Raw genomic sequence first — 25,907 nt, forward strand, 5'->3', positions numbered from 1 at the left:
GTTGGACCGTGGGAAGAGCCGTTTGACACGGGAACGCAACCGTTCACATGGAGAATGGCTGCGGTACCGTCCAATAATTCGCTGTTCCTATCGGGGACGGTCGAGGACAAACACAGACATAGGACGCACCACCGGCCGAAGGGCCGGGGGTGCCGCACTTAGTGGCAGGAGGGACGGGGCGGCCAGGGTCGCCCCGCATGGATGGACGTGAAGCGATACTTCCGTGCGCCGGTGATGTGGATTGTGCTGGCTGTCCTCGCCATCGTCGTGCTGATGCAGGTGGTGTCTTCGGCCCAGGGCTACAAGACCGAGGACACCAGCAAGGTCATCAGCGCGATCAACGCGGGTCAGGCCCAGTCGGTCCAGGTCACGACCGGTGACAGCCAGATGATCAAGGTTCAGCTGAAGGACGGCCAGTCCGTCGACGGCACGAACATGATCCAGGCCCCCTACGCCTCCGACCAGTTCGCGGCGACGCTGCAGACCGAACTGCAGCAGGACGTGAGCAGTGGCAAGCTGCCGAGCTACACCGTCAAGGTGGACAAGCAGAACGCCTTCCTCGGCATTCTGATCTCGCTGCTGCCGTTCGTGCTGATCGTCGGCGTGTTCCTGCTGCTGATGAACCAGATGCAGGGCGGCGGCTCGCGCGTCATGCAGTTCGGCAAGTCCAAGGCGAAGCTCATCACCAAGGACACCCCCAAGACGACCTTCGCGGACGTCGCGGGCGCCGACGAGGCCGTCGAGGAGCTCCAGGAGATCAAGGAGTTCCTGCAGGAGCCGGCCAAGTTCCAGGCCGTCGGGGCCAAGATCCCCAAGGGTGTGCTGCTCTACGGGCCGCCCGGAACCGGTAAGACCCTGCTCGCCCGGGCCGTGGCCGGCGAGGCGGGCGTGCCGTTCTACTCGATCTCCGGTTCCGACTTCGTCGAGATGTTCGTCGGTGTCGGCGCCAGCCGCGTCCGCGACCTGTTCGAGCAGGCCAAGGCGAACGCCCCGGCCATCGTCTTCGTCGACGAGATCGACGCGGTCGGCCGCCACCGCGGCGCCGGCCTCGGCGGCGGTCACGACGAGCGCGAGCAGACCCTCAACCAGCTGCTGGTCGAGATGGACGGCTTCGACGTCAAGGGCGGCGTGATCCTGATCGCGGCGACCAACCGTCCCGACATCCTCGACCCGGCGCTGCTGCGCCCGGGCCGTTTCGACCGCCAGATCGCGGTCGACCGTCCGGACCTCACCGGCCGTCTGGAGATCCTCAAGGTCCACCAGAAGGGCAAGCCGGTCGCACCGGACGTCGACCTCATGGCCGTCGCCCGCCGCACCCCCGGCTTCACCGGCGCCGACCTGAGCAACGTCCTCAACGAGGCCGCGCTGCTCACCGCGCGCAGCGACAAGAAGCTGATCGACAACAACGTCCTGGACGAGGCGATCGACCGCGTCGTGGCGGGTCCGCAGAAGCGCACGCGGATCATGTCCGACAAGGAGAAGAAGATCACCGCGTACCACGAGGGCGGTCACGCCCTGGTCGCGGCGGCCTCGCCGAACAGCGACCCGGTGCACAAGGTCACGATCCTCTCCCGCGGCCGCGCCCTCGGTTACACGATGGTGCTGCCGGACGAGGACAAGTACTCGACCACGCGCAACGAGATGCTCGACCAGCTCGCCTACATGATGGGCGGGCGCGCGGCGGAGGAGCTGGTCTTCCACGACCCGACCACCGGCGCGTCCAACGACATCGAGAAGGCGACCGGCACCGCCCGGGCCATGGTCACCCAGTACGGCATGACCGAGCGCCTCGGCGCGATCAAGTTCGGGACCGACAACTCCGAGCCCTTCCTGGGCCGTGAGATGGGCCACCAGCGCGACTACTCGGAAGAGGTCGCCGCCCTGGTGGACGAGGAAGTCAAGAAGCTGATCGAGAACGCCCACAACGAGGCGTGGGAGATCCTGGTCGAGAACCGCGACGTGCTGGACACCCTGGTTCTGGAGCTCCTCGACAAGGAGACCCTGAACAAGGAGCAGCTCGCCGAGATCTTCGCTCCGATCGTCAAGCGCCCGCCGCGTCCGGCCTGGACCGGCTCGCCGCGTCGGACCCCGTCCACCCGCCCGCCGGTGCAGTCGCCGCGCGAGCTGACGCTGACCAACGGTGTCACCGACACCGTGGGCCCGCTGGACACGACCACCAACCTGGACCAGCCGGAGCTGTGACAGCCGTGGTCTGAGACCGGACATACCGACGCTGCCCCGAGGCTTTAGCCTTGGGGCAGCGTTCTTTTGTTTCGAACTTCCAGTCGAGGAGCACTACTCATGATCGATCCGGTGACCATCGAGGGTTCGACCGGAGCCGTCCGGGAGTTCGACCAGAAGCGGGCCGAGGACGCGATCCGCGAGCTGCTCATCGCCGTGGGTGAGGACCCGGAGCGCGAGGGCCTGCGGGAGACGCCGGCCCGGGTGGCGCGCGCCTACAAGGAGATATTCGCCGGGCTCTACCAGAAGCCCGAGGACGTGCTCACGACCGTCTTCGACCTGGGCCACGACGAGCTGGTGCTGGTCAAGGACATCGAGCTGGTCTCCTGCTGCGAGCACCACCTGCTGCCGTTCCACGGCGTCGCGCACGTCGGCTACATCCCCGCCGAGAACGGCAAGATCACCGGTCTGTCCAAGCTGGCCCGCCTGGTGGACGTCTTCGCCCGCCGCCCGCAGGTGCAGGAGCGGCTGACGACGCAGATCGCGGACTCCCTGATGCGGATCCTCGAGGCCCGCGGCGTGATCGTGGTCGTCGAGGCCGAGCACATGTGCATGAGCGTCCGCGGCATCCGCAAGCCCGGGGCCAAGACGATGACCTCCGCCGTCCGCGGCCAGCTCCGCGACGGCAAGACCCGCGCCGAGGCGATGAGCCTCATCATCGGCCGCTAGGCGAGCGGGGCGCGGGCCGGTCAGTGGGTCAGCTGCTCGCTGATCCACTCCAGCATCGGCCCCTGCTCCACCGCCCAGGTGCCGAAGTTGTGGCCGCCCGAGGCGAGCAGCATCGGCGTCGCCCGCATCGGGGCGCGGACCTGCGCGAGGAACCGCTTCGTCGCCGGGTAGTCGCGGTCCCTGACTGAGGTGCCCAGCAGCACGCTGATCGGCGGGGGCGGCAGGTGGGTGAGCCGCCAGCCGAAGTCCGCCTCCTGGAGCAGGCGGTCGCGGTCCGGGCCGGGAGGGCCGAACAGGGTGCCGGTCTGCCGGTTCTCGTAGAGGCCGTAGTCGCCGCCCAGGTCCGCGACGACGCCGAAGACGGACGGGTGACGCAGGCCGAAGTCCAGCGCGCAGGTGCCGCCCTCCGAGTAGCCCTCCACCGCCCACCCGTCGGCGCCGGGCAACAGCCGGTACGCGGAGCGCAGCGCCGCGGGGACCTCCTCGGTGAAGTACGTCTCCACGCGCGGGCCGCCGACGGAGTCCACGCAGTTGGTGTCCCTGGGCAGGGCCACGTTCTGCGAGATCAGCACGAGCACCGTCGGCTGCATCCGGCCCGCGGCGATCAGGCCGGAGGCCTGCCGCGGCGGGTTCAGCCGGTCCAGCGTGGTCTGGATCGTGCCGGGGAAGCCGGTCATCATCAGCACGACCGGGAACCGGGTGCGCGCGTAGGCCGGCTGGAAGTACTGCGGCGGCAGGTACACGTACGCCTGCTGTCCCAGGCCCGTGCGCGGGCCGAGCAGGCGCACGCTGGAGACCTGGCCGACGGCGGCGGGCCGACCGGAGAGGAAGGCGGGCGCGGGACCGTCCGGGCGGACCAGACGGGAGCCGTGCCCGGTGGGGAGCGCGTCGCCGCTCGTGCCGGTGGAGGCCCCGAAGGTGACCTGCTGGTCCGCGCCGAGCAGGTCGCCCCAGGTGGGGTAGAAGTCGCCGTAGCCGTTGATCAGCAGGGCCGCGACCAGGACCAGGCCGAGCTGCGCGCTCAGCAGCGCGCCCAGCCGGGCCAGCACGAAGAGCCCGCCCGAGCGGGCCAGCCGCGGCCACAGCCACACCGTCGTCACCGTGACCAGCACGGTGACCCCGAGAACCGTCCAGAGCAGCGCGCCGCTGGTCAGTTCCATCCGCCTGTTCCCCGTTCCGCCGGTCGACCTTCCCGGTGCTCAACGACGGAGAGCGGTGAAGAGGAGCGGGTCAGGCGCCTTGGGAGCTGGGAACGGAGAGCTTGTTGGCGACCCACGGGAGCGCCAGCGGCGTCTCCTGGTTCCAGGTGTTGAAGTTGTGGCCGCCGCTGGTGAGGTACAGCGAGGAGATCTGGAACGGCGGCTTGGCCGTGACGGCCTTGATGAAGGCCTCGGTGGCCTTGTAGTCGCTCTCGGTCTTGCTGCTGGTCACCAGCAGGGAGACGGGCACGGCCGGCAGGTGCTGCACCCGCCACATCAGGTTCGCCTGGTTGCGCAGCGCCTGGCTGCCGCCGAACAGGTCGCCGGTGGTGGAGTCCTCGGCCGCCTTGTAGTAGCCGGAGAGCGAGGCCGCCGCAGTGAAGGAGTTGGGCTCGCGCATGGCCAGCGAGAGGGCGCAGTAGCCGCCGGTCGAGTCACCGATCACGCCCCACGCCTTACCGTCGGTGGAGACGTTGTAGGTGGTGGCGAGGGCGCGCGGCAGGTCCTGCGAGAAGAACGTCTGGGCCTGCGGGCCGCCGGGTATGTCCTGGCACTCGTTGTCGCGCGGCATCGCGACCGAGGGGCGCAGCAGCACCATGACCGTGGGCGGCATCTTCTTCTGGTAGATGGCCTGCGCGGCGATGGTCGGGTACTTCATCCGGGAGATCAGGTTCTCCGCGGTGCCCGGGTAGCCGGTGAAGACGACCACGACGGGGAACTTCTTGTTCTTGTACGCGGGGTCCTTGTAGGCGGCCGGGAGGTAGACGTAGCCGTCCTCGTTCAGGCCCGTCGAGCCGCCGTGGACGGTGACCTGCTCCACCGTGCCGCCCTTGGCGCCCGCCGCCGCGCCGCCCAGCTGGAGCGCCACCGGCTTGCTGTCCTGCACGGTGACGCCGCCCAGGCCCTTGCCGTCGGAGGCGGGCTTGCTGTGGTCGACGATGGCCGGGGTGGCGCCCTGGTCGGTGCCGAAGAGGTCGCTGAAGGAGCTGTAGAAGCCGCCCCAGTTGTTGGCCACCAGCGCCAGCGCCATCAGGCTGAGCAGCTGGCTCAGCAGGAGCGTGCCGACCCGCCCGAGAACGGCCTTCCAGTTCCGACCGCTCAGGCGGGGCCAGAGGTAGACCGTCCCCGCGAAGCTGGCGAGTGCCAGCAGCGCGATGAGCAGCTCGAGCTTCTTGCTGGTGAGTCCCATTCCCCGTGCCTACGCCTTCGTCCTGCGACCCGCGCCCGGGGTGCCGGGGCGGGCGGGCGCGAGGGTGGTGGCCCGGCCCGACGTACCAGCATGCCTGAGCGTTCGCTGGGAAGCTGCATCGAAGGTCGTATGTGTGACCCATTCATTACATGTCATCACCTCGCACACCCTCGCGTGGGACGAAGTCCTTACCTGTGCGTCTACGCTGTCCTCCCATGAGCGAACCCGTGGCCACCGAGCGACCGACCCGCAAGGGCCTGCCGATTCCCAAGGTCTCCCGCCCATGGGTGCCCCGAGCTGTGGGATTCGCCACAGCCCTGATCGGTCTCTTCGACATCGTCGCCGGTGTCGCCCCGCACATCCGCGAGAGCCGGATGCACAAGCTGGCGACGCTGCTGCCGGGCACGGTGACCACCGTCGCGACCGCGCTCTCGCTGGTCATCGGCATCGTGCTGATCATGCTCGCGCACGCGCTGCGCCGCCGTAAGCTGCGCGCCTTCCGGGCGGTCGCGGTGCTGCTGCCGGTCGGCTTCGTGATGGAGCTGCTGCGCTGGCATCACACCGGCACCGCGGTGATCACGCTGGTGGTCTGGATCGTCCTGCTGCTCAACCACCGCGAGTTCTACGCGCTTTCCGACCCGCGCACGCGCTGGCGGGCGGCGGTCAACTTCGTGGTGATGCTGGTGCTGAGCTTCGGCCTCGGCATGATCATCGTGAGTGCGCACGCCAAGACCACCGTCGGCGACCCGTCGCTGCGCCAGCGGTTCTGGGAGGTCTTCTGGGGCCTGATCGGCGTCGGCGGCCCGATCCACTACACCGGGAGCCGCACCGGCGACCTGGTCTACTACTCGCTGGCCGGCCTCGGCTTCTTCACCGCCGTCAGCACCATCTGGCTGGCGCTGCGCCCGTCCAAGCCGTTCGCGGTGCTGGACGCCTCCGAGGAGCAGCAGGTCCGCGAGCTGCTGACCAAGCACGGCGCCCGCGACTCGCTCGGCTACTTCGCGCTGCGCCGCGACAAGAGCGTGCTCTTCTCGCCGACCGGCAAGGCCGCCATCGCCTACCGCGTCGTCTCCGGCGTCATGCTCGCCTCCGGCGACCCGATCGGCGACGTCGAGGCGTGGCCCGGCGCGATCAAGGTCTTCATGGAGGAGGCCCACAAGCACGCCTGGGTCCCCGCGGTCATGGGCTGCAGCGAGCAGGGCGGCGAGGTCTGGACCCGCGAGGCGGGCCTGGACGCGCTGGAGATCGGCGACGAGGCGATCGTCGAGGTCGAGGAGTTCACCCTCGAGGGCCGCGCGATGCGCAACGTCCGCCAGATGGTCAAGCGCATCGAGCGCGCCGGCTACGAGTGCCGCGTCCGCCGCGTCGAGGCCCTGGACGCCGCCGAGCGCGACGCGATCCGTCACGCCGCGGACGCCTGGCGCGGCACCGAGACCGAGCGCGGCTTCTCGATGGCGCTCGGCCGCTTCGGCGACGTCCGTGACGAGGGCTGCGTCGTGGTCACTGCGCACAAGGCCATCGAGGGCGCGCCGGAAGGGACTTCCGACATCCGCGCGGTGCTGCACTTCGTGCCGTGGGGCAAGGACGGCATCTCGCTCGACCTGATGCGCCGCGACCGCGACGCCGACCCGGGCCTGAACGAGCTGCTGATCGTCAAGGCCCTGCAGGCCTGCCCCGAGCTGGGCGTGAACCGCGTCTCGCTGAACTTCGCGATGTTCCGCAGCGCGCTGGCGCGTGGCGAGCGGATCGGCGCGGGCCCGGTGCTGCGCGCCTGGCGCGGGCTGCTGGTCTTCCTGTCCCGGTGGTTCCAGATCGAGTCGCTGTACAAGTTCAACGCGAAGTTCCGCCCGATCTGGGAGCCGCGCTTCCTGGTCTATCCGGGCCCCGGCGACCTGCCGCGTATCGGCATCGCGTCGCTCCAGGCGGAGGCGTTCATCGTGATGGAGCTGCCGAAGTTCCTGCGCCGTTTCCAGAAGGACCGCCCGGAGCCGAACGCCGCGATCACGGTCCCCGTACCGCGCTGAGGCCGGCTCCGCCGGGAGGCGCGCGGGTCCGGCCGCGCCCCGGCGGGATAATCGAGCCATGGAGACTCCGCACCGACACCTTCCCGGACTGGCCGATTGGGGCCGCTGCGGGGTCATGGGCATCGTCAACGTCACACCCGACTCCTTCTCCGACGGCGGCCTGTGGCTCGATCCGGACAAGGCGGTCGCGCACGGCGTCGAGCTGACGCGGCAGGGCGCCGACCTGGTCGACGTCGGCGGCGAGTCCACCCGGCCCGGGGCCAAGCGGGTCACCGAGGAGGAGGAGCTGCGCCGGGTCGTCCCCGTCGTGACGGGGCTCGCTGCCGCCGGGGTGACCGTCAGCGTCGACACCATGCGGGCCGCCGTCGCCGAGGCGGCCGTCGCCGCCGGGGCCGGGGTGATCAACGACGTGAGCGGCGGCCGGGCCGACGCGAACATGGTCAAGGTCGCGGCCGAGACCGGCGTCCCCTTCGTGGTGATGCACTGGCGGGGCCAGTCGACGGAGATGGACGCGCTGGCCCGCTACGAGGACGTGGTCCGCGAGGTCGTGGCCGAGGTCGAGGCGCAGACCGAGGCCGTGCTGGCCGCCGGCGTCCGGCCGGAGCAGCTCATCGTCGACCCGGGGCTGGGCTTCGCCAAGACGCGCGAGGACGACTGGGCGCTGCTGGCCCGCCTCGACGCCTGGAGCCGGCTCGGGTGCCCGCTGCTCGTCGCCGCCTCGCGCAAGCGCTTCCTCGGCACGCTGCTGGCCGACGCCGTCACCGGCGAACCGCGTCCGGCCAGGGAGCGCGACGCCGCGACCGCCGCCGTCTCCGCGCTGGCGGCCGCGGCCGGGGCCTGGGCGGTGCGCGTGCACGAGGTCGCGGCCAGCGCGGACGCGGTCCGCGTCGAGGCGGCGCTGCGGGCCGCGAGGGAGCAGCGGTGACGGGCGTCCCGCGCGGGAGCGAGGCCGAGGCCACCGCGGTCCGGGAGGCCAACGACGCCCTCTACGCCGCCCTGGAGGCCGGGGACCTGGACGCGCTGACGGACGTCTGGGTCTCGGGCGCCGACGCGGACGACGTCCACGGCGCGGTCTGCGTGCACCCCGGTTGGCCGGTGCTGCGCGGCCGGGCCTCGGTGCTTCGCTCCTACGCGCTGATCATGGCGCACACGGACTACATCCAGTTCTTCCTCACCGACGTCGAGGTCGAGGTGCTCGGCGACGTGGCGCTCGTCACCTGCACCGAGAACATCCTCTCCGGCGGCGAGGCGGAGGAGGAGGGCCAGCTCGGTCCCCTGGTCGGGGGAAAGGTCGTCGCCACGAACCTGTTCCGACGGACGGGTGACGGCTGGCGGCTCTGGTCCCACCACGGTTCGCCGGTGCTGACCGGCGGCGACGACGAGGAAGAGTGATCTTTTCGGGTACATCCGGTGAAGGTCCGAGCGCCTGGGAATCAAAAGGGTGCCCTGCGGGATTGTCGGTATTGCAAGGTAGCTTGGTGCTCGTGGGCAACGATGCCTGCGCCGCTCCCGCGTGCGTCCTCCCCGGTGCGCCGTACCGGTACGCAGATGGAGAGCCGGACCTCAGGGAGTGTTCGCAACATGCTCGACCGAATCGCGATCAAGGGCCTGCGCGCCCGCGGTCACCACGGCGTCTTCCCACGCGAGCGTGAGCTGGGGCAGACGTTCGTGGTCGACGTGGTGCTCGGCCTGGACACGCGCCCTGCCGCCTCCGGGGACGACCTGGAGGCGACGGCCCACTACGGCGTCATCGCCGAGGAGGTCGTGGGCATCGTCACCGGCGATCCGGTCGATCTCATCGAGACGCTCGCACAGCGCATCGCCGACCAGTGCCTCACCCACGCCGCCGTGCGGGAGGTGGAGGTCACCGTGCACAAGCCGGACGCGCCGATCACCGTCCCGTTCGACGACGTCACCATCACTATCGTTCGGAGTCGCGGATGAGCCCCATGTCTCCCGATCCCATCGCCACGCCGGTCCCGTCCGAGATCAAGGACACCGTCGACTCGGCCGACACCACCCTGCACAACCCTCGCCGTGCGGTGATCGCCCTCGGCAGCAACCTCGGCAACCGCCTGGAGACTCTCCAGGGCGCCGTCGACGCGCTCGAGGACACCCCCGGCGTCCGGGTCAAGGCCGTCTCCGCCGTCTTCGAGACGGACGGCGTCGGCGGCCCCGAGGACCAGCCCGCCTACCTCAACGCGGTGCTGGTGCTGAAGACCACGCTCCCGCCGCAGTCGCTGCTGGAACGCGCCAACGCCATCGAGGACGCCTTCGGCCGCGTCCGCGAGGTTCGCTGGGGCCCGCGCACGCTCGACGTCGACATCGTCGCCTACGAGGGCGTCGAGCAGGACGTCCCCGACCTCGTGCTGCCGCACCCGCGCGCCCACGAGCGCGGCTTCGTGCTCGCGCCCTGGCACGACGCGGACCCGGACGCCGAGCTCCCCGGCCACGGCAAGGTCGGCGAGCTGCTCGCCGCCGTCGGTGAGGAGGGCGTCCGCCGCCGCGAGGACCTCACCCTCCTCCTGCCGCGCTGACCCCGGCTGCTTCCCGCCGTCCCCGGGCGGGTGACGCGCTGACACCCGGTCACCGCCGCCGTCCGGGTACGGTGGAGCAGATCCTGCTTGGAGGGACTGCTGTGAAGCCGCTTCGACCGCTCGTGCTGGTCGTGACCACGCTCGTCGCCGGTGTGCTGTCCTGGGCGGGCGCCCGGCTGTGGAACGCGGTCGGTTCGCTGCCCGGAGTGCCGGCCGCCGCGCCGATCGTGCTCGCGGTGATCGCGGTGGTGCTGGCCGCCGCGGCGATCACGCTGCGCGGGCGGCTGCGCGCCCAGCGCGAACGCGAGGCCGGGGCCAAGGGCGTCGACCCGCTCTTCGCCGCGCGGGCGCTGGTGCTGGGCCAGGCCAGCGCGCTCGTCGCGGCGCTGGTGACGGGTGTCTACGGCGGCATGGGCGTCTTCCTGATCACCCTCTCCGGCTCCACCCCGGCCCGTCAGGGCCAGGCGCTGACGGCGCTGTTCGCCGTCATCGCCGGCATCGCGGTGATGGCGGCCGGGCTGTGGCTGCAGCACATCTGCCGACTGCCGGACGACGACGACCAGAACCGCGAGCACGCGGCGCAGCGACACTGAGGCTCTCGCGCCCAACGTCGGTTTTCGGACGCCGGATTGAACGTGTCCGGCAATTTCTGGGGCCTGTCAAGAGTGTCTTTGGCCCCCCGCCTGACATAAGTCGGACGATCACGCTAGATTTCTGGCCATGTCTCGTGGTCGCCACCGTCAAGCCTCGCGCCTCGGCCGGGCGCTCCCGTCGATCGCCTGCATGGTCCTGGCGTCGGCCGCCTTCGCGGCCGCCCTGCTGACCAGCAGTCTCGGCATCCTGCGTGTCCTGGTGGCCGCCGTCTGCGTCGGCGCGTGCGCCGCCGCGGTACTGCTGCGGCAGCGGGAGAGCGCCGCCCAGGCCGATCTCGACACCGAGAGGTCGGCACGGGGCCGGGACGAAGCCCGGTTCGAGGAGCGTGTCGCCGAGCTCGAGTACCAGGCCGAGGTCGCCGAGGAGCAGGTCAAGCGCCTGGAGCGGCGTGTGCTCGCCCAGCGCAGCCAGCTCGCCCACGCAGAGGCGGCCCACGGGCAGCTGCTCCGCGACCGTGCCCGCATGGCCGCCGAGCAGGCCGTGCGCGACGCCGAGACGGCCCAGGCCCTGGAGGTCGCGAAGCGCGGCGCCCGGCCGACCCCGGCCGCCTTCCTCAAGGCCGCGAACGCGCTGCGCTGGCTGGAGCGCCAGGCCGAGCAGTCCGAGTCCAGCCGTACCCTGGCCCTGCGTCAGCCCGCGCTCCCGGCCGCGGTCCCGCCCGCGCCGAGCGCCGAGGTGAAGAGCGCGGCGAAGGACGTGGCGAAGGAGGAGCGCCCCGCCGAGCAGCTGGAGCCGGCCGTCTCACCGAAGCCGAGCACCGGTCAGAACGCCGCGGAGTCCGGGTCGTTCTTCACCAGGAGCAAGCCCGCCGCGGCCGTCGTGGAGAAGTCCCAGGGATCAGCGGCGGCGCCCGCCCAGCGCGAGCGCGGGCTGGTCGCCCCCTACATGCAGCCCTCGGCCCAGCCGCAGAACGCGGAGGCGGCGGCCTCGGCCCCGGCCTGGGCCCGTGCCGCGCTCCCGCCGCTGCGGCCGGCCGCAGCGGTCCCCCCGCAGTCGGCGCTGCCGCGCCAGGGCGGCACCCCGCAGGGCGCGTTCAACTTCTTCTCCCGCCAGGAGGCGGCGATCGGCAGCAAGCTCGGCACCCCGGCCGAGCAGACCGCAGCCGACCAGACCGCAGCCGACCAGACCCCAGCCGACCAGGCTGCAGCCGTCCACGACACGGCCGACGTCATCGGCGACGAGGCCGCTGCCGCGCAGGCCCGCTACGTCGCCGCGCCGGAGGCCCCCTCGGTCCTCCCGACGCACGCCCACGAGCGCACCGAGCACGCGATCGTCGACCTCACGGCCGAGGACGAGACCGAGCCCATCGACGTCCGCGCCATCCGCGCGGTGTGACGCGCGCGCCCCGGACGGGGCTCGCTACTTGTCGACGTCTCCGACGACGAAGAACAGCGAGCCCAGGATCGCCACCATGTCCGGGACCAGCGTGCCGGGCAGGACCTCGCTGAGGACCTGGAGGTTGTTGAAGGACGCCGAGCGCAGCTTCAGGCGCCAGGGGGTCTTGTCGCCGCGGGAGACCAGGTAGTAGCCGTTGATGCCCAGCGGGTTCTCCGTCCAGGCGTAGGTCGCGCCCTCGGGGGCCTTGAGGACCTTGGGGAGGCGCTGGTTGACGGGCCCCTGCGGCAGCTCCGCGATGCGGTCCAGGCAGGCGTCGGCGAGGTCCAGGCTGTTGTGCAGCTGGTCGAGCAGGACCTCGAAGCGGGCCAGGCAGTCGCCGGTCTGGCGGACCGGCACCCGGAGGACGTCGGCCAGCTCCCCGTAGGCGAGGTACGGCTCGTCGCGGCGGAGGTCGAAGTCGACGCCGGAGCCGCGGGCGATCGGGCCGCTCACGCCGTAGGCGTGGACCAGCTCGGGGGAGAGCACACCGACCCCGGCCGTCCGCGCGCGGAAGATCTCGTTGCCGAGAACCAGGCGGTCGAAGACGTCCATCCGCGCCCGCACCGCGGCCACCGAGCCGCGCACGCGGCCGTACCAGCCGGCCGGGAGGTCCTCCTTGAGGCCGCCGACGCGGTTGAACATGTAGTGCATGCGGCCGCCGGAGGCCTCCTCCAGCACCGACTGGAGGCGCTCGCGCTCGTCGAAGGCGTGGAAGATCGGGGTGATCCCGCCCAGCTCCAGGGGGTAGGAGCCGAGGAACATCAGGTGGTTCAGCACCCGGTTCAGCTCGGCCAGCAGCGTCCGCGTCCAGGTGGCGCGGACGGGGACCTCCATGCCGAGCATGCGTTCGACGGCCAGCACCACGCCCAGCTCGTTGGCGAAGGCGGAGAGCCAGTCGTGCCGGTTGGCCAGCATGATGATCTGGCGGTAGTCGCGCGCCTCGAAGAGCTTCTCCGCGCCGCGGTGCATGTAGCCGATGATCGGCTCGGCCTCGCCGATGCGCTCGCCGTCGAGGCGCAGTCGCAGCCGGAGCACGCCGTGGGTGCTGGGGTGCTGCGGGCCGATGTTCAGCACCATGTCGCTGGTCCCCAGCTCCGTGCCGCTGCCCGCCAGGGCCGCGCCTGCGCCGATGCCGACTGTCGTCTCCGTCATGACACCAGAGTCTGCCATCCCCCGAGGGGCCCGGCGTCGTCGCTGTCCGCGGCCTGGATGTCCACCGTCTGCGCGCCCCAGAGGAAGGAGCCGAGGCCCCCGGTCGCGGTCAGCTCGGCGGCCTCCCCGGCGGAGGCCAGCGCCCGGACATACCCGGCTGGGTCGCTCGACGCAAGTGCGAGCGGGGGCCGCGCGCCGTTCACGCCCAGCGCGTGCAGCGCGGCGCGCTGCGTCGTCCACAGGCTGTGGGTGACGCGCGGGTTCGCGCGCGTCGCCGCGTCGAGGCAGGCGTCGAGCGCGACATGGGCGGTCAGGTCACAGGAGCCGTCCGGGGCGGGTTCGACCTGGCGGCCGACCCGGTAGCCGGTCAGCGTGCCGAAGGGGGGCCGGTCCGCGCGGGTGTGCGCGTAGTCGACGGCGACCGCGAGGCCGCGCCCGACGGCCCCGACCGCCTCCGCCCAGGCCCGGTCCCGCTCCCGCCCGAGCTCCGCGCGCTCGGCCGGCTCGGTCAGTGCGCCGGGGAACCACTCCCGCAGCCAGGCGGCGTCCGGCGCGTCCAGCGGCTCGCCCAGCCGCTCCGCTCCCGTCGCCGGATCGACCAGCACGTACCGCGGGACGCCGTCGTCGTCGGTCTCGGCGATCTCGCAGGGGACGTTGTCCAGCCACTCGTTGGCGAAGAGCAGCCCCGCAGGGACGGCCTCGATCCGGTCCGTCCAGGCGATCCAGGCGGGCAGCCCCTCCGGGCGCGCGGCCCGTTCCACGGCGACCAGCCGCAGCCGGTCCGCCAGGGCGGGGTCGACCGCGCGGGCCTGCGCGCCGAGCGCGAGCAGCAACTCGCCGCGCCCCGCGCCGACGTCGCAGACGGTCAACTGCTCCGGACGGTCCAGCGCCTCGTCCACCCACCGGGTCAACCGCAGCACCGCCCCGGCGAAGAGCGGCGAGGCGTGCACGGAGGTGCGGAAGTGCGTGGCGGGCCCGGAGTCTTCGCGCACGAAGAACCCCTGCGGGCCGTACAGGGCCCGCTCCATGGCCGCGCGCCAGGGCAGATGGTTCATGCGCTCCAGCCTCCCAGCGGGGCCGGCCCCCGCTCCAGTCGGGGCCGTGATCGCCGCAAGAACGATTGCCGCCGGCAACCAACTCCGACTTCCGGAGGATGCCCGAGTCACCCCGGCGACGGAGGGCGGGGCTTTGCGCGCTGCCTAACCTGGAAGCGTGCAATTCCTCTACAGCTGGTTCCGCAGCCACCCGATGGTGTCCGACACCTTGTGGGCCGTGCTGCTGTTCCTGCTGTCGATGCCCGAGGCGATCTCCCAGGGCAGCCTGGGGCAGGTGCTGCTCGCGCTCGCGCTCTGCACCCTCGTGGCGATCCGGCGGCGGCACCCGAACTTCGCGCTGTGGGCGGCGGCCGCCGTTGCCTTCGTCCAGCTCGCCTACGGCCACAACATCCACGCCTCCGACCTGGCGCTGCTCGTCATCGGCTACGGCGCCGCCGCCTTCGGCAAGCCGTGGACCGCGCGGGCCGCGCTCGCGCTCGGCTTCGTCTCCGGGCCGCTGGCGTTCATCGCGTTCGGCGACACCTCGCTGAACCGGCCCCAGGACGTCGTCTTCTCGCTGGTCGCCTCCACGCCGTTCGTGCTGGCCTGGCTGCTCGGCCGGTTCACCAGCATCCGCCGTGCCTACTACCTGGAGCTGGAGGACCGCGCCGCCCGGCTGGAGCGCGAGCGCGACGCCCAGTCCAAGGTCGCGGTCGCGGCCGAGCGCGCCCGCATCGCCCGCGAGCTGCACGACGTCGTGGCCCACAACGTCTCGGTGATGATCGTCCAGGCCGACGGCGCCTCCTACGTCATGGACGCCTCCCCGGAGCAGGCCAAGGAGGCGCTCGGCACCATCGCCGCCACCGGCCGCCAGGCGCTGGCCGAGATGCGCCGCCTGCTCGGCCTGCTGCGCAGCGAGGAGTCCACCGGGGAGTACGTGCCCCAGCCCGGCGTCGAGCAGCTGCCCGACCTGCTGGAGCAGGTCCGCAGCGCGGGCCTGCCAGTGGCCTTCACCGTCGAGGGGGAGCCCCGCCCGCTGCCGCGCGGCGTGGAGCTGACGGCCTATCGCATCGTCCAGGAGGCGCTCACCAACGCTCGCAAGCACGGCGGCCCGGCGGCCAGCGCCACCGTGCGGATCCGCTTCCAGGACAGCGACCTCGCCATGCTCATCGAGGACGACGGCCGCGGCGCCAGCGCCGAGCTCGTCCACGCCGGCGGCGAGGACGGCTTCGGGCATGGTCTGATCGGGATGCGCGAGCGCGTCGGCATGGTCGGCGGCAGCCTGGACGCAGGCCCGCGCGCCGGCGGCGGCTTCCGCATCGAGGCCGTGCTGCCGCTCGGCTCCGCCCGCTGACGCATCGCCCAGAACACCGCCCAGAACGAGAGGGAGAGCCGCGTGACCGTCCGGATCATGCTCGTCGACGACCAGGAGCTGCTGCGCACCGGCTTCCGCATGGTGCTGCAGTCCCAGCCCGACATCGAGATCGTCGCCGAGGCCGGCGACGGCGCCCAGGCGCTGGAGGTCCTCTCCGCCGTCGAGGTCGACGTGGTCCTCATGGACGTCCGGATGCCCCGCCTCGACGGCGTCGAGGCCACCCGCCGCATCTGCGACCCGGCGACCGACCTCGCCTCGCGGCCGAAGGTGCTCATCCTGACCACCTTCGACCTGGACGAGTACGCCTTCTCCGCGCTGAAGGCGGGTGCGAGCGGCTTCCTGCTCAAGGACGTCCCGCCGGTCGAGCTGGTCGCCGCGATCCGCGCGGTCGACAGCGGCGAGGCCGTCGTCGCGCCGACGACGACCCGCCGCATGATCGACCGCTTCACCACCGTGCTGCCCGCCGCGGCCGAGCCCAAGCTGACCCCGGAGCTGGAGCGGCTGACCGAACGCGAGCGCGAGGTGCTGCTGCTGGTCGCGCAGGGTCTGTCCAACGGCGAGATCGCCGAGCGCCTCGGCCTGTCCGAGGCCACGGTCAAGACGCACGTCGGCCGCATCCTCACCAAGCTGGACCTGCGCGACCGCGTCCAGGCCGTGGTCCTCGCCTACGAGACCGGCCTGGTCCGCGCCGCGCGCTGAGCCCCGGCTCGGCCGGGTCCGCCCTGGTTTGACCCGGCCCGGGCTAGCGGAGCATCTTCAGGAACTGCCCGAGCGCGTCCTCGATCTCCTGCGGGGTCCACTCCAGCGCCGGACCGGCGACGGTGATCTCGGTGAAGGACACGCCCGGCACCGCCGTCGCCCGCCAGCCGCGGAACAACGCCTGCCCGGTCTCCTCGGCCTGACGCAGCGTCGTCTCGTTCAGCGCGTCGACGGCGTAGGGGAGCAGGTACTGGAACTGGTGCGTCTGCGGCACGCCGGGGTTGACCCGGCTGCCCGGCACCGCGGCCAGCGCCTTCGCCACGACCTTGGCGTGCGCGACGTAGGCGGGCAGGCGGGGCAGCTCCCGGTCCAGCCCGACCAGGGCGGAGAGCACGGCCGGCCACTGCTGGTACAACTGGCCGCCGTAGCGATGCCGCCACGCCCTCGCCTGCGCGACGAACTCCTCCGGCCCGGCGAGCGCGGCGCCGCTGACACCGCCGAGGGTCTTGTAGAAGGAGACGTAGACGGAGTCCGCCAGCTCCGCGATCTCCGCCAGCGTGTGCCCGAAGTGAGGCGTCGTCTCCCACAGCCGCGCGCCGTCGAAGTGCACGACGGCGTCGCGCTCGCGGGCCGCGTCGACGGTGGCCGTCAGCTCCTCCCAGCTCGGCAGCACGAAGCCGGCGTCGCGCAGCGGCAGCTCCAGCATCAGGGTGCCGAAGGGCTCGTCGCAGTCGGCCACCTCCTCCGCGTTCGGCAGCCGCGGCTCACGCGTCGGCCAGACGCTGCGCAGGCCCGTCAGCTGGGCGTAGGCGTGGCGCTCGTGCAGCTCCGGGTGCGCGAGCGGGTGCATCGCGACGAGCTGGTTCCCGGTCCGCTCGGCCCAGCAGCGCAGCGCGACTTGCTGCGCCATCGTCCCGGTCGGGAAGTACGCCGCCGCCTCCATGCCCAGCAGCTCGGCGACGCGGTCCTCCAGCGCGGCGACGATGCCGTCGCCGTAGAGGTCCGTCCGCCCGTCGAGGTCGTACGCGGCCCGGCCCGCGTCCCCGGACAGCTCCGCGAGCCACTCGCCCGGGGTGAGCGGGCGCACGCCGGACAGCAGCCGCTCCGCCCCGTGCGCCGCCGCGAAGCGGCGCTCGGCGCCGTCCACGGGGGGCGCGGCCGACGGGGGCACGGACGCGGTGGAGTGTTCGTTTGCCATGACGTCAGCCTCCCAGACCCGAGCCCGTACGTCGCCGGACGTGCGCTCCCCGACCGGGCGACATGACGTAGCATCCGCAACGCCCGTCACTCTCCCCTCGTCTCGTCCACGGCTTGATCTGTTCAGGAGCAGTCACCTTGTCCCAAGCCCTCGCCCAGCTGGTGCTGTCCCCGATGACGCGGGCGGTCTACCGCCCGGTCGTGATCGGCCGCGAGAACATCCCGAGGACCGGGCCCGTCATCATCGCCAGCAACCACCTCGCCGCGATCGACAGCGCGGTCATCCCGCTGGTCGCGCCGCGCCCCGTGGCGTTCCTGGCGAAGGCCGAGTACTTCACCGGCACGGGCGTGAAGGGCAGGGCCAACAAGGTCTTCTTCTCCTCCATGGGCTCCATCCCGGTCGAACGCGGCACCCACCGCGCGGCGCAGGCCGCGCTGGACGCGGGCCTCGCGGTGCTCCAGGAGGGCGGCGCGTTCGGCATCTACCCGGAGGGCACGCGCTCGCGCGACGGCCGGTTGTACAAGGGCCGCACGGGCGTCGCCTGGCTCGCGCTGGCCTCCGGCGCGCCGGTCGTCCCGGTCGCCCTGACGGGCACGGAGCGGATCCAGCCGGTCGGCAAGCTGATGCCGCGGCTGCGGCGGATCACCGTGCAGTTCGGCAAGCCGCTGGACTTCTCCGACCGCATCGGGATCACCCCGGTCGGCCCGGTCCGCCGCGCGATCACGGACGAGATCATGGAGGCGATCCACGCCATGTCGGCGCAGCCCCTCGCCGGGGTCTACAACGAGCACCAGAAGGCGGACGAGTAGGCCCCTCGGGGGCGCGCGGCAGTGGCGACAAGCCACGCACCCGGGTAGAGCCCGAACGCGCCGGGTCCATCCGCACGTCGGTGGATGCTCGCGCCCACGCGGCGGAGCCGGCGGAGCCGCAGATCAGCAGAGCCCCGCGCGCCCGACAGTGGCTGGCGCCACAGCACCTGCGCCCGTGCGGGCCGTAAACTGGCCGGGAACGTCTGGTACCCGCTGAGGACTGGAACGGAAACCGCACCATGGACGACCTCGGGCTGCCCGCCTTCGGCGATCCCGACCCCACCGCGCCCGACAACCGGCCCGGGCGACTCGCCGTAGGCGTCGTCGGCACCGGGCGCGTCGGCCCGGCCCTGGGCGCGGCGCTGCAGTACGCCGGCCACAAGGTCGTCGCCGCCTCCGGCGTCTCCCTCGCGTCCCAGCGCCGGGCGAGCACGCTGCTGCCGGGGGTGCGACTGGTCACCCCGCCGCAGGTGATGGCCGCCGCCGACCTCGTGCTGCTGACCGTCCCGGACGACGCGCTCGAGGACCTCGTCGCCGGCCTCGCCGCGACCGGCGCGGTCCGCCCCGGCCAGATCCTCGTGCACACCTCCGGTGCCAAGGGCGTCTCCGTGCTGGAGCCGGCCACCAGGGCCGGCGCGCTGCCGCTCGCCCTGCACCCGGCGATGACCTTCACCGGCACCGCCGTCGACGTCGCCCGGCTCGCGGGCTGCCCCTTCGGGGTGACCGCTCCCGAGGAGCTGCGCCCGGTCGCGGAGGCGCTGGTCGTGGAGATGGGCGGCGAGCCCGAGTGGATCCCCGAGGAGCGCCGCCCGCTCTACCACACGGCTCTCGCCCACGGCTCGAACCACCTGGTCACCCTGGTCGCGCAGGCGATGGAGCTGCTGGCACTGGCCGGTGTCGCCGAGCCCGGCCGGATGCTGGGCCCGCTGCTGGGCGCGGCGCTCGACAACACGCTGCGGGCGGGGGACCTCGCTTTGACCGGGCCGGTCGCCCGGGGCGACGCGGGCACCGTCCGCACCCACATCGAGCAGCTGCGCGGCACCACGCCGCAGTTGCTGGAGGCCTACCGGGCCATGGCCCGGGCCACCGCCGACCGGGCGCTGGCGGGCGGAACGCTGAAGCCCGAGGCCGCCGAGGCCCTGCTGGACGCCCTCGCCGAGGAGAACAACCGATGACCGTCCTGGTGCACACCAAGCGCGAGCTCGAAGCCCAGCGCGGCTGCGCGACAGGCCCGCACGCCGTCGTGATGACGATGGGCGCGCTGCACGAGGGCCACGCGGCCCTGGTCCGCGCCGCGCGCGAGCGCGCCGGGGCCGAGGGCACGGTCGTCGTCACCGTCTTCGTCAACCCGCTCCAGTTCGGCGCGGGCGAGGACCTGGACCGCTACCCGCGCACCCTCGACGCCGACCTGATGCTGGCCAGCGAGGCGGGCGCCGACGTGGTCTTCGCCCCGGGCGTCGACGAGGTCTACCCCGGCGGGGAGCCGCAGGTGCGGCTGTCCGCCGGGCCGATGGGCCGCGGCTACGAGGGCGCCTCGCGTCCCGGCCACTTCGACGGGATGCTGACCGTCGTCGCCAAGCTGCTCCACCTCACCGCGCCGGACGTGGCCTTCTTCGGCGAGAAGGACGGCCAGCAGTTGGCGCTGATCCGGCGCATGGTCGCCGACCTGAACTTCCCGGTGGAGATCGCGGGCGTGCCGACCGTCCGCGAGGCGGACGGGCTGGCGCTGTCCAGCCGCAACCGCTTCCTCTCCGTCGAGGAGCGGGAGCGCGCGCTCGCGCTCTCCCGCGCGCTGTTCGCCGGGCGGGACGCCCGCGCGGCCGGCGCGGCCCCGTCGGCGGTGAAGAAGGCGGCCTCAGGCGTTCTCGAGGGGGTGGGAAGCACCATCGCTCTCGACTACCTCGGCCTGATCGACCCGTCCGACTTCACCGAGATCGACCGGGAGGACTTCACCGGCGAGGCGGTTCTGGCCGTCGCCGCCAGGGTGGGGGCCACCCGCCTCATCGACAACGTCCGCTTCCGGTTCTGACGCCCGCCGTCCGAGCCCCGGCATGTACTTCCCCACAGGAGACGTGACCACGCCATGATCCGCACGATGCTCAAGTCCAAGATCCACCGCGCCACCGTCACCCAGGCCGACCTGCACTACGTCGGCTCGGTCACCGTGGACGAGGACCTGCTCGACGCCGCCGACCTGCTCCCCGGCGAGCTGGTCCACATCGTCGACATCGACAACGGCGCGCGCCTGGAGACCTACACCATCGCCGGGGAGCGCGGCACCGGCGTGATCGGCGTCAACGGTGCGGCGGCTCGTCTGGTCCACCCCGGTGACCTGGTCATCCTCATCGCATACGGTCAGATGGAGGACACCGAGGCCCGCGCGTACGAGCCGCGTATCGTCTTCGTCGACCGCGAGAACCGGATCACCCACACCGGCGCGGACGCCGCCGCTGCCCCAGAGGGCAGCGGCCTGACGCGGGGCGACGCGATCGTCGCGGCACCCGCCTTCGCTGTACGGAGTCACGAATGAGCAGCACCGCCTCAGCGCCAAGCCCCTCAGTGCGCAGACTCGCCGCCCCCGCGCCGGGCTGGACGAAGACGACCGACGTGGTCGTCGTCGGCTCCGGCGTCGCGGGGCTCACCACGGCCCTGCGGGTGCGCGAGGCCGGCCTGCGCGTGCTGGTCGTCACCAAAGCGATGCTCGACGACGGCTCGACCCGCTGGGCGCAGGGCGGTATCGCCGCCGCGCTCGGCGAGGGCGACACTCCTGAGCAGCACCTGTCGGACACCCTCGTCGCGGGCGCGGGCCTGTGCGACGAGGAGGCGGTGCGCATGCTGGTCACCGAGGGCCCCGGCGCGGTCCGCCGCCTCATCGCCACCGGCGCGACCTTCGACCGCGACGACGAGGGCGAGATCCTGCTCACCCGCGAGGGCGGCCACCACCGACGCCGCATCGCGCACGCGGGCGGCGACGCGACGGGCGCGGAGATATCGCGCGCCCTGGTCGAGGCCGTCCGCACCGACGACGACCTCGAACTGATCGAGCACGCCCTGGTGCTGGACCTGCTGACGGACGCGAAGGGCCGCACGGCCGGCCTGACCCTGCACGTCATGGGCGAGGGCCAGCGCGACGGCGTCGGCGCGGTGCACGCGCGGGCCGTCGTCCTCGCGACGGGCGGTCTCGGCCAGGTCTTCTCCGCCACCACCAACCCGGCCGTCTCGACCGGCGACGGCGTGGCCCTGGCGCTGCGCGCCGGGGCGGAGGTCGCGGACCTGGAGTTCGTGCAGTTCCACCCGACGGTGCTGTGGCTCGGCCCGGACGCGGAGGGCCAGCAGCCGCTGATCTCCGAGGCGGTCCGCGGCGAGGGCGCGCATTTGGTCGACGCCGACGGCGTCCGGTTCATGGTCGGACAGCACGAGCTCGCGGAGCTCGCCCCGCGCGACATCGTGGCCAAGGGCATCATGCGGCGCATGCAGGAGACCGGCGCGGAGCACATGTACCTCGACGGCCGCCGCTTCGGCGCGGCGATGTGGGAGGAGCGCTTCCCCACCATCCTCGCCTCCTGCCGCTCCCACGGCATCGACCCGGTCACCGAGCTGATCCCGGTCGCCCCTGCCGCGCACTACGCCTCGGGCGGCGTGCGGACCGACCTGCGCGGCCACACCTCCGTCTCGGGCCTGTACGCCTGCGGCGAGGCCGCGTGCACCGGCGTCCACGGCGCGAACCGGCTGGCGTCCAACTCGCTGCTGGAGGGCCTGGTCTTCGCGGAGCGGATCGCGGCGGACATCATCGAGCGCGACCGCCTCGGCAAGCTGGCGCCGCGTCACGAGGACACGACGCGCCCGGTCGAGGTTGTCCCGCTGCTCGCCGCCGAGGCGCGCGCGGAGATCCAGCGGGTCATGACGCGGGGCGTCGGCGTGCTGCGCTCGGCGGACAGCATGGCCGCGGCGGTCGAGGGCTTGGCCGCTCTCGCGGAGCCGGAGCCCGACAAGTCCGAGTTCCCGCAGGTGGAGACCTGGGAGGCGACCAACCTCCACCTCGTCGCCTCCGCGCTGACGGCGGCGGCGCTGCTCCGGGAGGAGACGCGCGGCTGCCACTGGCGCGAGGACGCGCCGGATCGCGACGACGAGAACTGGCAGAAGCACCTGATCACCACCCTGGACGAAGGACGTCTGCAGGTCGGATGAACCGTCAGGGGCGCGAGGACTGCGCGACAAGCCACCCACGCACCGGGCAGGCCGAACGCGCAGGGCCATCCGCCCCGGGTGGTCTCTCGCGCACGCATTCAACAAGCGGGGCCCCGCGCCCCTCAGTAGTGCAACACCCCTCTGACACAAAGGATCTGTCGTGTCCCACGAAGACCTCCCCCTGATCGAAGACGGCTGCGGCGACGACTGCGCGTGCGGCGAGTACGAGACCGCGCTCGACCCCGCGCTCGCGGCCCTGCTGGAGGACGCCGGGCTGGACCCGGTCGAGGTGGAGGACATCGCGACGATGGCCCTCGCCGAGGACCTCGCCGGTGGGGAGGACGTCACGTCCGTCGCCACCGTGCCGGCCGACGCCGTCGCCACGGCCGACTTCGTCGCCCGGCAGGCGGGCGTCGTCGCCGGTCTGCGCGTCGCGGAGGCAGTGCTCTCGCTCGTCGCCGAGGAGGAGTTCACCGTCGAGCGGCACGTCGAGGACGGCGCGCGGGTCGAGGCCGGCACGGTGCTGCTGAGCGTCACCACCCGCACCCGCGACCTGCTCACGGCCGAGCGCTCCGCGCTCAACCTGCTGTGCCACATGTCCGGCATCGCGACCGCGACCCGCGCCTGGGCCGACGCGCTCGAGGGCACGAAGGCCGTCGTCCGCGACACCCGCAAGACCACGCCGGGCCTGCGCGCGCTGCAGAAGTACGCCGTGCGCTGCGGCGGCGGGGCGAACCACCGCATGGCGCTGTCGGACGCCGCGCTGGTCAAGGACAACCACGTGGTCGCCGCGGGCGGCGTCGCCGAGGCGTTCAAGGCCGTCCGCGCGGCCTACCCGGACCTGCCGGTCGAGGTCGAGGTGGACACGCTCGAGCAGATCCCGCCCGTGCTGGAGGCCGGTGCGGACCTGATCCTGCTCGACAACTTCAGCGTCGACGAGCTGCGCGAGGCCGTCGCGCTCGTCGCGGGTCGGGCGAGGCTCGAGTCGTCCGGCGGGCTGACCCTCGACACTGCCCGCGCGGTGGGCGAGACCGGCGTCGACTACCTCGCCGTCGGCGCTCTGACGCACTCCTCGCCGATTCTTGACATCGGCCTCGACCTGCGCGGATAGTCACCCCCTCCCCACGAGAAAGTGCGCCCATGCTGCTCACGATCGACGTCGGCAACACCCAGACGGTTCTCGGCATCTTCGACGGCGAGGAGATCGTCGAGCACTGGCGCGTCTCCACGGATCCGCGCCGGACCGCCGACGAGCTCGCGGTGCTGATGCAGGGGCTCATGGGCGCCCACCCGGTGCTGAAGAACGAGGGTGTGGACGGGCTGGCGATCTGCTGCACCGTCCCCACCGTCCTGCACGAGCTGCGCGAGGTGACCCGGCGTTATTACGGAGACGTGCCCGCCGTCCTGGTCGAGCCGGGCGTCAAGACCGGCGTGCACGTGCTGACCGACAACCCCAAGGAGGTCGGCACCGACCGGATCGTCAACACGCTGGCGGCCAAGCACCTCTACGGCGGTCCGTGCATCGTCGTCGACTTCGGCACCGCGACGAGCTTCGACGCGATCAACGAGCGCGGCGACTTCGTCGGCGGCGCGATCGCGCCGGGCATCGAGATCTCGGTCGAGGCGCTGGGGGTGCGCGGCGCGATGCTGCGGAAGATCGAGGTGGCCAGGCCGCGCAGCGTGATCGGCAAGAACACGGTCGAGGCGATGCAGTCCGGCGTGCTCTTCGGCTTCGCGGGACAGGTGGACGGCATCGTCAACCGCATGGCGGCCGAGCTGGCGACGAACCCGGACGACGTGCAGGTGATCGCGACGGGCGGCCTGGCGCCGCTGGTGCTGGGCGAGGCGACCAGCATCGACGTCCACGAGCCGTGGCTGACGCTGATCGGACTGCGCCTCGTCTACGAGCGCAACACAGCGTGATCTGAGCCGGGCCGCTGGGCCGAACGACTGTCAGTTTTCCGGAAGACCCGCCGACATACGGCGGGTTCATCCGATTTTCCCTTTTCGTTACGTACAGTCGTCCCATGCCTACGCCTCACGGTTCGCGCGGCGGCATGGCCTTCAGCGCGGACGAGCTCCGGGTCCTTCGGCGGGCCCTGGCCCACGTGCTCAACCCTCCAGCCGCCGTGGACAGCAGACCTGCCGGGTCGGCCGCTCGTGCCACCTGGGTCGAGGACGTCCAGGACATGCTCCGGCTGTCCGAGGCGATCGAGGAGGCGGTGCTCGAGGGCGGCCGGATGCGCGCTTTCGCCCTCGCCGAGCTGGTCCGCTACCGGGCCGCCCTGCCGGGCAGCGCGACGGGGTACCTGCAGCGCCTGGAGGAGGCCGTCACGGACGGCTACCTGCCGGACGCCGACGACCTGTCCGCGCTGCGCGCGCTGAACGCCCTGCCCTGCGCCCAGGCCGAACACAGCCGCCGCACCCAGCTGCGCAGGCGCTGCGCCGAGCTGGCGGAGTCGGGCGCGGGCCGCCGGCTCGACCTGCCGACCGTTCCGCTGCCCTCTCCCGCCCTTCGGCCGGGGGTGCCCCAGTCCGCCCCCGCGCCCGCCGTCGCTCCGACGGTGGTCGCGCTGGTCCCGCCGCGCCCCGCCCCGACCGTGGGGGAGATCCCGCGGCCGCCGCGGATCGCGAGCGTGTCGATCGGCGGGAAGGTGGCGGACTTCGCCCGCGCGAACCGCCCGTCCAGGCTGCGCGAGCCGGGCTCGGTCGAGCTCGGCCGCGCCGAGTCGTATCCCCTGCCCATCCGACGTGGAGGAACGAGCGACATGAGCAGCAGCAACGAGCACCCCGCCCCGGCTCCGTCCGCGGCGCAGGGCAAGCCGAAGCCGAAGCCCGCGGGGGACCGCCCGGTCCGGCCGATCCCCACGCCGGGGGACATCTTCCCGCGGGGCGTCCGCCGGCCCGGCGGCGAGGACGAGGAGCTCGCCACCGGTACAGGCTGATTGATCCGGTTTCAGGCAGGGCGGTGGGTATCCGGAAGATAACGTTCGGGCCACCGCCCTGGTCCACGTGTTCCCCCAGGTGCTTGGATCTTGCTCGATTCACACCACTCGCACCTCATTCTCACCGGGGAACCACAGATGGCCTTCGCTCGCGCGCGACGGGCGGTCCGTTTCGGAGCCGTCGCCGCCGCCGTCCTCATGTCCGGCGGTCTGTCCGCCCTCCCCGCCACGGCGGCCGGGGGCGGCACCTTCGCCGCGATCGTCAGCACCGCCGACGCGACGCTGCTGCCGCAGACCGACGGCGCGGCGGCGCAGCGCTTCCACCAGGTCGGCGTGGTGGTGATGGCCGAGACCGGGCCGCTGACCGGCGTCACCGTCGCGGTCGACGCGAGCGGCGCGGCCGGGGTCGTCGAGCTCTCCCTGCCCACGGGCTGCGGCTACACCGACGCCGTCAAGCTGCACGAGCGGTGCGTTCTCGGCTCGGTGGACTCGATCGCTCAGCTGGAGGTCGGCATGCGCTCGGCCGCCGGCGCGGCGGTCGGCGCCAAGGGGACCGTGCGCTTCACCGTGACGGCCACCAACGCGACCGCCGACAGGCAGGCGCCGCCGACCGTCAC

The 25,907-nt window shown here is 72.5% G+C and carries 25 protein-coding genes; 20 read left to right on the forward strand and 5 right to left on the reverse strand.

The annotated features are described in order from the left end of the window. The first annotated feature begins 201 nt into the window (after positions 1–201). Both ftsH and folE read left to right on the forward strand, forming a co-directional pair. Positions 202–2,202 carry an ATP-dependent zinc metalloprotease FtsH gene (gene ftsH / locus TR48_RS12600; RefSeq protein ID WP_042366189.1) on the forward strand — a complete coding sequence of 667 codons (2,001 nt, stop codon included), beginning with the start codon at positions 202–204 and terminating at the stop codon, positions 2,200–2,202. A 99-nt stretch (positions 2,203–2,301) separates the two neighbouring features. After that, positions 2,302–2,910 carry a GTP cyclohydrolase I FolE gene (gene folE, locus TR48_RS12605; protein WP_042366190.1) on the forward strand — a complete coding sequence of 203 codons (609 nt, stop codon included), beginning with the start codon at positions 2,302–2,304 and terminating at the stop codon, positions 2,908–2,910. Positions 2,911–2,930: 20 nt separating this feature from the next. Here folE and TR48_RS12610 read toward each other — a convergent pair whose 3' ends face one another. After that, positions 2,931–4,070, reverse strand: coding sequence for an alpha/beta hydrolase (locus TR48_RS12610; RefSeq protein WP_042366191.1), 1,140 nt, complete (start codon positions 4,068–4,070; stop codon positions 2,931–2,933). 70 nt (positions 4,071–4,140) lie between these two features. Then, entirely contained in the window at positions 4,141–5,298 is a 1,158-nt protein-coding gene (locus TR48_RS12615; protein ID WP_042366192.1) for an alpha/beta hydrolase, read from the reverse strand. A gap of 215 nt (positions 5,299–5,513) precedes the next feature. On the opposite strand from TR48_RS12615, the gene TR48_RS12620 reads away from it, so the two are divergent. The 7 genes from TR48_RS12620 to TR48_RS12650 all read left to right on the forward strand — a co-directional run bounded on the left by TR48_RS12620 (position 5,514) and on the right by TR48_RS12650 (position 11,848). Continuing rightward, the gene (locus TR48_RS12620) at positions 5,514–7,322 is read left to right on the forward strand and encodes a phosphatidylglycerol lysyltransferase domain-containing protein (protein WP_042366193.1); all 1,809 of its coding nucleotides are present in this window, start codon (positions 5,514–5,516) and stop codon (positions 7,320–7,322) included. Positions 7,323–7,380: 58 nt separating this feature from the next. Then, a complete protein-coding gene (folP, locus tag TR48_RS12625) occupies positions 7,381–8,247 on the forward strand; it encodes a dihydropteroate synthase (RefSeq protein ID WP_236652122.1) in 867 nt (288 codons plus the stop codon). Next, a complete protein-coding gene (locus TR48_RS12630) occupies positions 8,244–8,714 on the forward strand; it encodes a nuclear transport factor 2 family protein (RefSeq protein WP_042366195.1) in 471 nt (156 codons plus the stop codon). Before folP ends, TR48_RS12630 begins: the two co-directional genes overlap by 4 nt. Positions 8,715–8,903: 189 nt before the next feature. Next, the gene (folB, locus tag TR48_RS12635) at positions 8,904–9,266 is read left to right on the forward strand and encodes a dihydroneopterin aldolase (RefSeq protein ID WP_042366196.1); all 363 of its coding nucleotides are present in this window, start codon (positions 8,904–8,906) and stop codon (positions 9,264–9,266) included. 5 nt (positions 9,267–9,271) lie between these two features. Next, entirely contained in the window at positions 9,272–9,859 is a 588-nt protein-coding gene (folK, locus tag TR48_RS12640) for a 2-amino-4-hydroxy-6-hydroxymethyldihydropteridine diphosphokinase (protein ID WP_042366197.1), read from the forward strand. Between the two features lie 101 nt (positions 9,860–9,960). Then, positions 9,961–10,452: a DUF3180 domain-containing protein gene (locus tag TR48_RS12645; RefSeq protein WP_042366198.1), complete on the forward strand. Its 492-nt coding sequence runs from the start codon at positions 9,961–9,963 to the stop codon at positions 10,450–10,452. 127 nt (positions 10,453–10,579) lie between these two features. Beyond that, the gene (locus tag TR48_RS12650; protein ID WP_152627939.1) at positions 10,580–11,848 is read left to right on the forward strand and encodes a hypothetical protein; all 1,269 of its coding nucleotides are present in this window, start codon (positions 10,580–10,582) and stop codon (positions 11,846–11,848) included. A gap of 24 nt (positions 11,849–11,872) precedes the next feature. Here TR48_RS12650 and TR48_RS12655 read toward each other — a convergent pair whose 3' ends face one another. Further along, positions 11,873–13,042, reverse strand: coding sequence for an NADH-quinone oxidoreductase subunit D (locus TR48_RS12655; RefSeq protein ID WP_042366200.1), 1,170 nt, complete (start codon positions 13,040–13,042; stop codon positions 11,873–11,875). Further along, positions 13,039–14,097: an SAM-dependent methyltransferase gene (locus TR48_RS12660; protein ID WP_042366201.1), complete on the reverse strand. Its 1,059-nt coding sequence runs from the start codon at positions 14,095–14,097 to the stop codon at positions 13,039–13,041. Before TR48_RS12660 ends, TR48_RS12655 begins: the two co-directional genes overlap by 4 nt. 157 nt (positions 14,098–14,254) lie before the next feature. Here TR48_RS12660 and TR48_RS12665 point away from each other — a divergent pair, with 157 nt between their 5' ends. Both TR48_RS12665 and TR48_RS12670 read left to right on the forward strand, forming a co-directional pair. Next, entirely contained in the window at positions 14,255–15,430 is a 1,176-nt protein-coding gene (locus tag TR48_RS12665) for a sensor histidine kinase (protein ID WP_042366202.1), read from the forward strand. Positions 15,431–15,472: 42 nt separating this feature from the next. Further along, positions 15,473–16,150, forward strand: a complete 678-nt coding sequence (locus TR48_RS12670) for a response regulator (protein WP_042366203.1) — start codon at positions 15,473–15,475, stop codon at positions 16,148–16,150. A 43-nt stretch (positions 16,151–16,193) separates the two neighbouring features. On the opposite strand, the gene TR48_RS12675 is transcribed toward TR48_RS12670, so the two are convergent. Then, positions 16,194–17,348, reverse strand: coding sequence for a threonine aldolase family protein (locus tag TR48_RS12675; RefSeq protein ID WP_042366204.1), 1,155 nt, complete (start codon positions 17,346–17,348; stop codon positions 16,194–16,196). A gap of 137 nt (positions 17,349–17,485) precedes the next feature. On the opposite strand from TR48_RS12675, the gene TR48_RS12680 reads away from it, so the two are divergent. The 9 genes from TR48_RS12680 to TR48_RS43155 all read left to right on the forward strand — a co-directional run. After that, positions 17,486–18,157, forward strand: a complete 672-nt coding sequence (locus TR48_RS12680) for a lysophospholipid acyltransferase family protein (protein ID WP_236652123.1) — start codon at positions 17,486–17,488, stop codon at positions 18,155–18,157. Between the two features lie 239 nt (positions 18,158–18,396). Continuing rightward, complete coding sequence (locus TR48_RS12685; RefSeq protein WP_042366205.1) at positions 18,397–19,332, forward strand: Rossmann-like and DUF2520 domain-containing protein; 936 nt, start codon at positions 18,397–18,399, stop codon at positions 19,330–19,332. Continuing rightward, positions 19,329–20,186 carry a pantoate--beta-alanine ligase gene (panC, locus tag TR48_RS12690; RefSeq protein ID WP_042366206.1) on the forward strand — a complete coding sequence of 286 codons (858 nt, stop codon included), beginning with the start codon at positions 19,329–19,331 and terminating at the stop codon, positions 20,184–20,186. Before TR48_RS12685 ends, panC begins: the two co-directional genes overlap by 4 nt. A gap of 54 nt (positions 20,187–20,240) precedes the next feature. Beyond that, complete coding sequence (panD, locus tag TR48_RS12695; RefSeq protein WP_042366207.1) at positions 20,241–20,687, forward strand: aspartate 1-decarboxylase; 447 nt, start codon at positions 20,241–20,243, stop codon at positions 20,685–20,687. Next, complete coding sequence (locus TR48_RS12700) at positions 20,684–22,345, forward strand: L-aspartate oxidase (RefSeq protein WP_042366208.1); 1,662 nt, start codon at positions 20,684–20,686, stop codon at positions 22,343–22,345. The genes panD and TR48_RS12700 overlap by 4 nt, the downstream gene beginning before the upstream one ends. Positions 22,346–22,505: 160 nt before the next feature. Beyond that, positions 22,506–23,456 carry a carboxylating nicotinate-nucleotide diphosphorylase gene (gene nadC / locus TR48_RS12705; RefSeq protein WP_042366209.1) on the forward strand — a complete coding sequence of 317 codons (951 nt, stop codon included), beginning with the start codon at positions 22,506–22,508 and terminating at the stop codon, positions 23,454–23,456. A 29-nt stretch (positions 23,457–23,485) separates the two neighbouring features. Then, a complete protein-coding gene (locus TR48_RS12710; RefSeq protein ID WP_042366210.1) occupies positions 23,486–24,268 on the forward strand; it encodes a type III pantothenate kinase in 783 nt (260 codons plus the stop codon). Positions 24,269–24,372: 104 nt separating this feature from the next. After that, positions 24,373–25,290: a hypothetical protein gene (locus tag TR48_RS46575; RefSeq protein ID WP_084729298.1), complete on the forward strand. Its 918-nt coding sequence runs from the start codon at positions 24,373–24,375 to the stop codon at positions 25,288–25,290. A 138-nt stretch (positions 25,291–25,428) separates the two neighbouring features. Beyond that, positions 25,429–25,907 (forward strand): hypothetical protein (locus TR48_RS43155; protein ID WP_042366212.1); only part of this gene is annotated, 479 nt, incomplete at its 3' end.

The organism is Streptacidiphilus neutrinimicus (assembly GCF_000787815.1).
Classification (GTDB): Bacteria; Actinomycetota; Actinomycetes; order Streptomycetales; family Streptomycetaceae; genus Streptacidiphilus; species Streptacidiphilus neutrinimicus.

Excerpts from the sequence above, each read along its gene's own strand:
- TR48_RS46575 (WP_084729298.1), top strand. The coding sequence starts at position 24,373 with ATGCCTACGCCTCACGGTTCGCGCGGCGGCATGGCCTTCAGCGCGGAC.
- ftsH (WP_042366189.1), top strand. The coding sequence starts at position 202 with ATGGACGTGAAGCGATACTTCCGTGCGCCGGTGATGTGGATTGTGCTG.
- TR48_RS12655 (WP_042366200.1), bottom strand. The coding sequence starts at position 13,042 with ATGACGGAGACGACAGTCGGCATCGGCGCAGGCGCGGCCCTGGCGGGC.
- folP (WP_236652122.1), top strand. The coding sequence starts at position 7,381 with ATGGAGACTCCGCACCGACACCTTCCCGGACTGGCCGATTGGGGCCGC.
- TR48_RS12700 (WP_042366208.1), top strand. The coding sequence starts at position 20,684 with ATGAGCAGCACCGCCTCAGCGCCAAGCCCCTCAGTGCGCAGACTCGCC.
- TR48_RS12660 (WP_042366201.1), bottom strand. The coding sequence starts at position 14,097 with ATGAACCATCTGCCCTGGCGCGCGGCCATGGAGCGGGCCCTGTACGGC.
- TR48_RS12710 (WP_042366210.1), top strand. The coding sequence starts at position 23,486 with ATGCTGCTCACGATCGACGTCGGCAACACCCAGACGGTTCTCGGCATC.
- folB (WP_042366196.1), top strand. The coding sequence starts at position 8,904 with ATGCTCGACCGAATCGCGATCAAGGGCCTGCGCGCCCGCGGTCACCAC.
- panD (WP_042366207.1), top strand. The coding sequence starts at position 20,241 with ATGATCCGCACGATGCTCAAGTCCAAGATCCACCGCGCCACCGTCACC.
- TR48_RS12675 (WP_042366204.1), bottom strand. The coding sequence starts at position 17,348 with ATGGCAAACGAACACTCCACCGCGTCCGTGCCCCCGTCGGCCGCGCCC.
- TR48_RS12620 (WP_042366193.1), top strand. The coding sequence starts at position 5,514 with ATGAGCGAACCCGTGGCCACCGAGCGACCGACCCGCAAGGGCCTGCCG.
- TR48_RS12650 (WP_152627939.1), top strand. The coding sequence starts at position 10,580 with ATGTCTCGTGGTCGCCACCGTCAAGCCTCGCGCCTCGGCCGGGCGCTC.
- TR48_RS12615 (WP_042366192.1), bottom strand. The coding sequence starts at position 5,298 with ATGGGACTCACCAGCAAGAAGCTCGAGCTGCTCATCGCGCTGCTGGCA.
- TR48_RS12685 (WP_042366205.1), top strand. The coding sequence starts at position 18,397 with ATGGACGACCTCGGGCTGCCCGCCTTCGGCGATCCCGACCCCACCGCG.
- panC (WP_042366206.1), top strand. The coding sequence starts at position 19,329 with ATGACCGTCCTGGTGCACACCAAGCGCGAGCTCGAAGCCCAGCGCGGC.
- folK (WP_042366197.1), top strand. The coding sequence starts at position 9,272 with ATGTCTCCCGATCCCATCGCCACGCCGGTCCCGTCCGAGATCAAGGAC.
- folE (WP_042366190.1), top strand. The coding sequence starts at position 2,302 with ATGATCGATCCGGTGACCATCGAGGGTTCGACCGGAGCCGTCCGGGAG.
- TR48_RS12610 (WP_042366191.1), bottom strand. The coding sequence starts at position 4,070 with ATGGAACTGACCAGCGGCGCGCTGCTCTGGACGGTTCTCGGGGTCACC.